Annotated in this window: 9 protein-coding genes and 1 pseudogene; 8 read left to right on the top strand and 2 right to left on the bottom strand. The window is 34.0% G+C overall.

Features of this window, described 5'->3' with window-relative positions; translation table 11 throughout:
- The coding region (locus BMX83_RS10140) for a transposase (protein WP_177170576.1) at nt 1-192 on the top strand (192 nt) is incomplete at its 5' end.
- 262 nt (nt 193-454) lie between these two features.
- Nucleotides 455-1,138, top strand: a complete 684-nt coding sequence (locus BMX83_RS10135; protein WP_091636699.1) for a CPBP family intramembrane glutamic endopeptidase — start codon at nt 455-457, stop codon at nt 1,136-1,138.
- A gap of 421 nt (nt 1,139-1,559) precedes the next feature.
- Here BMX83_RS10135 and BMX83_RS10130 read toward each other — a convergent pair whose 3' ends face one another.
- Entirely contained in the window at nt 1,560-2,606 is a 1,047-nt protein-coding gene (locus BMX83_RS10130) for a YeiH family protein (RefSeq protein ID WP_091636696.1), read from the bottom strand.
- 107 nt (nt 2,607-2,713) lie between these two features.
- On the opposite strand from BMX83_RS10130, the gene BMX83_RS10125 reads away from it, so the two are divergent.
- Entirely contained in the window at nt 2,714-3,565 is an 852-nt protein-coding gene (locus tag BMX83_RS10125; RefSeq protein WP_091636694.1) for a LysR family transcriptional regulator, read from the top strand.
- Between the two features lie 68 nt (nt 3,566-3,633).
- On the opposite strand, the gene BMX83_RS10120 is transcribed toward BMX83_RS10125, so the two are convergent.
- The gene (locus BMX83_RS10120) at nt 3,634-4,020 is read right to left on the bottom strand and encodes an allophanate hydrolase-related protein (RefSeq protein WP_091636691.1); all 387 of its coding nucleotides are present in this window, start codon (nt 4,018-4,020) and stop codon (nt 3,634-3,636) included.
- A gap of 340 nt (nt 4,021-4,360) precedes the next feature.
- Between BMX83_RS10120 and BMX83_RS10115 the strand changes: the two genes are divergently transcribed.
- The 5 genes and pseudogenes from BMX83_RS10115 to BMX83_RS10100 all read left to right on the top strand — a co-directional run bounded on the left by BMX83_RS10115 (nt 4,361) and on the right by BMX83_RS10100 (nt 7,695).
- A complete protein-coding gene (locus tag BMX83_RS10115; protein ID WP_218141950.1) occupies nt 4,361-5,479 on the top strand; it encodes an L-lactate permease in 1,119 nt (372 codons plus the stop codon).
- Nucleotides 5,480-5,524: 45 nt separating this feature from the next.
- The gene (locus BMX83_RS11015) at nt 5,525-5,971 is read left to right on the top strand and encodes an L-lactate permease (RefSeq protein WP_218141949.1); all 447 of its coding nucleotides are present in this window, start codon (nt 5,525-5,527) and stop codon (nt 5,969-5,971) included.
- Nucleotides 5,972-6,206: 235 nt separating this feature from the next.
- Complete coding sequence (locus tag BMX83_RS10110) at nt 6,207-6,506, top strand: hypothetical protein (protein ID WP_091636688.1); 300 nt, start codon at nt 6,207-6,209, stop codon at nt 6,504-6,506.
- 28 nt (nt 6,507-6,534) lie between these two features.
- Nucleotides 6,535-6,774: pseudogene (locus tag BMX83_RS11210) on the top strand (methyltransferase family protein); the annotation flags it as partial.
- Nucleotides 6,775-6,864: 90 nt separating this feature from the next.
- The gene (locus tag BMX83_RS10100) at nt 6,865-7,695 is read left to right on the top strand and encodes an exodeoxyribonuclease III (protein ID WP_091636682.1); all 831 of its coding nucleotides are present in this window, start codon (nt 6,865-6,867) and stop codon (nt 7,693-7,695) included.
- Nucleotides 7,696-7,993: the final 298 nt, after the last annotated feature.

The following is a 7,993-nucleotide window of genomic DNA, read 5'->3' as shown; positions in this document are numbered from 1 at the left end:
GGTCATAATCGCTTAAAAAGCACGAATCTTCTTGAACGTTTAAATCAAGAAGTTCGACGACGAGAAAAAGTGATCCGAATTTTTCCCAATCATGCATCAGCGAATCGATTAATCGGTGCTGTTTTAATGGATAAGAGTGAAGAATGGCTCAGTTCCACAAGAAAATATATTTCGAATCATTCGATTAATTAAAAAAAGTTGTATTTTTATCGGACCGATTAGGTCTGAATATAAGATTTTTCTGTTAATAAAATCAGCTCAAAGAGTTGGTTAAGAAAGGTAAAAGCATTGTATAGTATTTTACACAAGATTATGGACTTGACTTGAAATGGAGGTTATTACATTATAATTGTAGGATTAATCATTTCAAAATATAAGTTGATTAGATAGCTGAGGGTGAAAAGTTAGATATTAACTCAGACAAAAGATTCTGTAATGTTAGGAGTTTCTACCCATGAAATTAAATAAAAAAAGCATTAGTCTTATTCTCTCTATTACTCTTTCAGCGATAGGAATGAGTTTGATAGATGGATACATCCAGTTGTCATATCTGAATAAATCTATATTTAAAATTTTTCTCTTTTCTATCGTTCCGATGGGATACTTTTTTTGGTACAGGGAAGAATGGAATCAGTTGAAAAAACTGTTTGTTCTGAGAAGGTCAGATTTAAAAGTAGCCTTACTTTTAGGTGCAGGCGTTTTTTCCATTATCGTAATGGCCTATAGCATTCTAAGAAATTTTATAGATTTGTCTATTATTCGTGAGTCTTTAACTTCGAATATTGGTGTCACTGCAGATAATTTTTTGTATGTTGCTATTTATATCACTTTGGTCAATTCTTTACTGGAAGAATTTTTCTTTCGTGGTTTCGCCTTTTTGATCTTAAAAGAAAACACTGGTCGTTTCTTTGCCTATGTATTTAGTGCTTTACTTTTTGCTTTGTATCACGTTGGCATGACAAGTGGCTGGTTCAACTGGGGCATTTATTTGTTAGCTATGCTTGGGTTGTTTGCCGGGGGCTGCATCTTTAATTATTTAAACGAAAAGTCTGAAAGCATATATCCTTCCTGGCTGGTACATATTTTTGCCAATCTTGCTATCAACACCGTTGGATTTATCCTGTTTGGTTTGATTTGAGGTTTTCTGACGAAATATTTTAAAAAAGTGATAAAAAAAATGATCCTGTAGACGAGTTTTTAATGTACTCATCGACAGGATTGTTTTTTGTATTAGTCTAACTGACCGTTAAATTGCTTTGAGACTAATTTTTTGTAGCAAAATTAATTAATCTGCTGCAATAATGACTTTGAAACTACTTCCGAGATATAAAAATAATTAACTTGTCACTAAATCGTTTTTGAAACTACTTCTCAGCTAAAAAGCAAATAAACTTGTAGCAATATCGTTTTTGAAACTACTTCTGAGACAAAAAGCAAATAAACTTGTCGCAATATCGTTTTTGAAACTACTTCTGAGCTAAAAAGCAAATAAACTTGTCACAATACCGCTTTTGAGACCACTGCAGAACGCTTAAAAAAGTAAATCGTCCAAAACTCGTTTATACAATCCCCATAAAGTATTCGACGGTAATAGCAACAATAACAACTAAAGCGGATATGATAAAGCCATGAACCATTGGAGCGAAGCCGGATTTTTTCATTTCATTGAAGTTTGTATTGAGACCGATTGATGCAAGCGCGGCAATCATTAAAAATTTACTTAGTTCTTTTATAATACTTGTAATGTTACTAGGAATAATGCCCAAACTGTTTATAATAGCCATTGCTACAAACCCTAATATGAACCAAGGAAAAACGGATGAAATATTTAATTTTTTCTTTACTTGTCCTTCAACATTGGATAGAGCAGCTTCCTTTTGTTTTAACCGGGCATTAATTACCCCAAAACTAATGACTACAGGAATAATTGCTAGTGTACGTGTTAGTTTAACCATTGTAGCAAAATCACCTGCGGATTCGCTAAATGCATAACCTGCTGCGACCACACTTGATGTGTCATTAACGGCAGTTCCAGCCCAGAGACCATAGGCCATATCCGATAAGCCTAACCAATTACCCATGATTGGAAATAAAACAATCATGACGATATCAAATAAAAACGTAGCAGACATAGCATAAGCAATATCTCTATCTTCTGCTTCAATGACAGGTGCCACTGCAGCAATCGCTGATCCTCCACAAATACCTGTGCCGGCTGATATCAAATTTGATAGTTTCCAATTCAATCCGAGTAATTTCCCAATAATATAACCTCCGCCAAAACAGGTCAAGAGTGTAAATAACATAACGACCAAAGAGAGTTTACCTACATTTAGTATCGTACCAATACTCAGAGATGAACCGAGTAAAATAATAGCCAATTTCAATATTTTCTTGGATGTAAATTTTAACCCGGGCTTTAAACGTTCGCCTGGATTATGAAAACTGTTGATAATGATACCGATAAAAAGTGCTATAACGGACGCACCGATAAGATGAATGGGTAAAAGACCTTCGATGGCTTTTGCAACTAGCGCGACCAGTAAGGCGATTAAAATGCCAGGTCCTAAATTCTTTATTTCATGTAATGTGTTTTCTTTAACCATGAGATTCCTCCTATGAATTTCTATTATTGATTCTATCATCAGTGGGTGATAAAATCTAATAATCAATGCTTATTTATTGATAAGATAAATTTATCGGAGGGAATATAATGTTAGATTACCGGATACATACCTTTTTAAAACTGTGTGACACGATGAATTATCACAAAACGGCAGAAATACTTCACATGTCTCAACCCGCAGTAACGCAACATATTCATTTTTTAGAGAATAAATATGAGGTTAAATTGTTTAGTTATGACGGGAAGAAACTAAAAAAAACAGAAGAGGCATTGAAGCTAGAAACGTATGGTCGCGCAGCTAAATATAATGAAGATATCTTTAAAAAAGAAATGAAGGATAATGGGTTACTGAAGTTGCACATCGGCGCCACAAAAACAATTGGAGAGTATGTCATTACTGATCAAATCAAAAACTATTTAGGAAAAGAAAATCACACCTTATCATTGAAAATAGATAATACAGAAAATCTTTTATTTTTGCTTGAACAAAATCAAATAAATTTTGCCTTGATAGAAGGTTTTTTTGATAAAGAGAAATATAATTACAGACTTTATAAAAAAGAAAAATTTGTGGGTGTTTGTAGTAAACAGCATCCCTTTGCGAACAAAGACATATCACTCGAAGAACTTTTCCAAGAAATGTTAATTGTTAGAGAAAAAGGATCAGGAACACGAGAAATATTTGAACAAATCCTTAGGCAAAAGAATTATACATTGAACAGATTCAGCAAAAGTGTAGAAATCAGCAGTTTTAAAGTGATAAAGGAGCTTGTCAAAACAAATAACTATATATCCTTTGCATATGAATCAGTTGTTAAAAGTGATAAAAATTTAGCTCCTTTTTCTATTGTAAACGAAACATATACTAGAGAATTTAATTATGTTTATTTGAAAGATACAAAAGCGATAAATTATATTTCTATATTTCAAGATGAATAAAAATAAATACCCCCACGGACTGAATTTAAATCTAGTCTGTGGGGGATTAAATATAAAGCAATGAACTATCACGTTTTTTGCTTTATATATGAACGCCAATCACCAAAATCTGATATTTCCAATTGTCCCTCGCATAAAATGCGTTCTCCTAGCACACCTAAAATATGGCTATTATCTTCCAGTATGACTGTTCCAATAGCAAGACCAGATGGCTCATTTTGGAGAATAGAAACTAAGCCTTCAGTAGGGACTTTCCATATTTCCAGACTCACTTTAACTCCGCCTTTTGAGACCCTGTACATGGCAGGGTGTTCGTCATTGATACTGAATAATTTATATGATGCACGTGTTCTGCTCTCTTTAACAAAGGTAGCACTTATTCCCGTAAGGTTATTCTTTAAATCTAAGCCACGCATCAATGTTCCATTGACTGCAAATAAAACGGTATCTAACAAGTTAAAACTCCTTTTCAAAATGATATGTGAATGAAATAAATGAGAACGTTCACATTATCATTGTATGTTATCTTAAATAAAATATCTATCTTGATTTGTACCCTGCATTTATGGTATTTTAAACTTTATATTACACTTTATTAATATATATGAATTTTTTGGGATGAAATGAAAGCGTTTAACTTCGAGGAGTTTAATTAACAAGTAAGCAATAGCACTATCATAAAAATAAAAGAGGAGGTTAGATAGATACATAACTGTGGTATATTCAACTAAAATAATTGGTTGACTAGTCGCGATGTTGTTAAATATTTTAAATCAAAAAAGGGGTGAAAAGAAAGTGAATATTCCAATTAGTTTTTTTACATGGATAGTAGCAGCACTCCCTATTATCGTACTTTTGGTAATGATGTTGAGGTTTCAATGGGGGGCTGAAAAAGCAGCACCACTTGGATTAATTATAGCTTTCATTTCTGGAATGGCTGTATTCGATGCAAGTTTTCAATTGGTTTTTCTCGAAGCGCTCAAGGGAGTATGGAGTGCAATAACTGTTCTTATTATTGTATGGACAGCAATTTTGCTATATGAAGTTGTTAATGAAGCCAATGCCTTTGAAGTGTTTAGAGTTGAAATGAAAAAGATATCTCCGAATGAATTATTGCAGGTACTGATTTTTGGTTGGGTCTTTATCAGTTTTCTCATGGGCATCACAGGCTTTGGTGTTCCAGTGGCTATAGGTGCTCCTTTATTGGTCGGGATAGGCGTATCTCCTATATGGGCAGTATTTATTCCTTTAATTGGCCATGCTTGGGGGAACACGTTTGGAACATTGGCTGTAGCATGGGATGCACTCGTACTGCAAACCAATATTGGAGATAATTCGGAACTTTTACTTAGCACAGCATTATGGGCAGCAATCTTTATATGGATATGGAATTTTATTTCTGGTATAGCTATCTGCTGGGTTTATGGGAAAAAGGAGGCGGTAAAAAAAGGTTTACTTGCAGTCATCATAATATCAACGATTCAAGGTGGGGGTCAATTGATATTATCCCAATTCAACCAAACAATCGCAGCCTTTATACCTGCCACTATCGCTTTAATAGTCGCCTTGTTTTTAGGAAAAACAAAAACATATGGAAATCCATGGCGTATGCAAGGCAGTAAAATTATGGATCGAGAAAATAATGTTCAAGATGATGAAGACTATCCTGATATGAAATTGAGCCAGGCCTTTGTTCCTTATTTCATACTATCAGCGATTACATTATTTGTATTGCTGATTCAACCTGTTAAGAATTATCTGGGGCAAGTGTCTGTTGGCTTTCCATTCCCTGAAACAAGTACTGGCTATGGCTTTGTGAATGAAGCGGCAGAAAAATTTTCTCCTTTGGCTCCATTTACTCACGCTTCACTTTTTTTAGCTCTTGCTTCATTACTAGGTTTTTTTATACTATAAAAAAACGGATGGATACATAAGGGGGCAGGAAAGATAGTAATCAAATTGTCATTAGAAAAGACAATCCCTTCTGGGGTTGCTGTCTTAGGATTTATTGTAATGTCTCGTTTAATGGGGGGGACAGGACAAACCGTTGTTCTTGCTGAAGGAATATCAAAGATTATGCAAGAATGGTATGTGTTGTTTGCTCCAATGGTAGGTGTGCTGGGTTCCTTCATGACAAGTAGTAATATGGCTTCCAATGTGTTGTTTGGCGATTTTCAGTTAGCTACTGCAAAGATATTGGAACTCGATCCGTCAGTCCTGTTAGGCGCGCATACTGCAGGAGGAACAATAGGAAACACAATTTCTCCAGGAAATATAATCTTGGGGACGACAACAGCTGGAATACTAGGTAAAGAGGGGATTATACTTAAGAAAATCTTACCTTTAGCACTTTTTACTGCTCTTTTTATTGGATTAATTGTATTTACGGTATTGATCATAGTCTAGTTATGATAGAGAATTTGTTGAATGAGGCATTTGATTTTAATTTCCATAAATGTTTTTTGCGATAGGGGGCGGTTCAGCCTCCTATCTTTTTTCATTATGAGTTCTTTATTTATTTTCTAAATTTTAAAATCAATAGTAAAGCAATGACGACGGTGATACAATTAATATACGTTTTATTGTAAATAATAATTTAATGGTGTTGAAACAATGATTATTTATTTTGGAAGGTGAAATAATGATAGGACATTTATTTTTTTGGATGAGTATTGGTCTTTGGTTATTGTTAGAGGCCTATGTATTTTTCAAGTTAAATAGAAAAACAAATATAGAGAACAAAGAAAAAAAGAGTAAGTTAATAATTTTTACTCTTATATTAATAGGGATGTTCGGTTCAATAATAGTAGATCCTTCTGTAGTAGAAACATTTTTGCTTCCTTTTAATGGAGCAAGGTATCTTAGCGTACCCCTGATTTTATTAGGCGTAATGATTAGATACAGCGCAATAAGGCAGCTAGGTTCTTCTTTTTTCTGTTAATGTAGGAGTCCCTAAAGGAACGAGACTAAAAAAGGACGGCCTTTATAAATATGTAAGACACCCATCATACTCAGGGGAATTTATCATCTTTTTTGGGGTAGCTGCTGCTATCTACCATCCAGTGGGCTCCTTATTTGCTTTCACATTTCCAACAGCTGCTTTTTTATATCGTATTCACATGGAGGAGAAGGTTTTAATTAACTCCTTTGGAGAAGAGTACAAGGAATATCAAAAGCATACAAAGAAAGTCCTTCCCTATATATACTAACAATAGCTTTCATTGAAATAATCGTTCCTCTCTAAAAATAGTGTTATGATATTAAAAGAGTATATAGAAAATATAAAGGAGAAATGTAGTGTGAAGTTAATTTCATGGAATATAGATTCATTAAATGCAACGTTGACGAGTGATTCAAATCGGGCGGTTATGTCTAGAGAAGTAATGGATAAGATTATTGCTGAAGACCCTGATATTGTAGCAATTCAAGAAACGAAACTTCCTCGTAAAGGCCCAACACAAAAACATGAAAAAATATTAGATAACCTATTCTCTGATTACGATTACGCATGGCGTGTTTCAGAAGAACCGGCAAGGAAAAGCTACTCCGGTACCATGTTTTTATACAAAAAAAATCTAGAGCCTATTGTTAGTTATCCTAAGATAGGGGCTCCAGATACAATGGATATAGAAGGGCGAATGATAACACTTGAATTTGATGACTTTTATGTCACTCAAGTGTATACACCAAACTCAGGCTCAAAGTTAGTCAGATTAAATGAGCGACAATTATGGGATGAAAAATATGCTGAATATTTAAGTGGACTGAATGCTAAGAAACCAGTTTTAGCTTCAGGAGATTTTAATGTTGCGCACAAAGAAATTGATATTGCACATCCAAAGAGAAATCGTCGATCAGCTGGTTTTACAGATGAGGAGCGTTTTGGCTTTTCAGAGCTTTTGAAAAAAGGCTTTGTAGATACCTTTAGACATATGCATGGAGACGTAACTGGACGCTATTCATGGTGGAATCAGCGGGCAAAAACAAGTAAAATCAATAACTCAGGTTGGCGAATCGATTACTGGCTTGTCAGTGAAAGTTTAAGTAATAAAATTCTAAAATCAGACATGATAAATTCAGGTGACAGACAAGACCATACACCATTAGTACTGGAAATAGATTTAGGATGAGCCATACTTTATAATTAATCACTAGTGTTGCATTAAAATTTTAAGCATTTTAAAGCATAAAAAAATCCTTTATAATGGGAGTGGATGACTTATCCAAGACCATTACAAAGGACCAACAACATGGATAAGTATAAAACAAAAATGACCATAAGCAAATGGTTTTCGTTTATAAATTTAGAAAAATTAAGTGGTAAATCTCAAAAAGCTATTCAAAGCTTTGATGCTTACGTCAAAAAATTAACATTTGACCGTGCTTTGAAACTCTTTTTATTCGCAATTAATGATGAAACAAACAGTT

The sequence above is a fragment of the Alkalibacterium gilvum genome (assembly GCF_900109085.1).
GTDB lineage: Bacteria > Bacillota > Bacilli > Lactobacillales > Carnobacteriaceae_A > Alkalibacterium > Alkalibacterium gilvum.
This window is presented reverse-complemented; position numbering and strand designations above follow the sequence as displayed.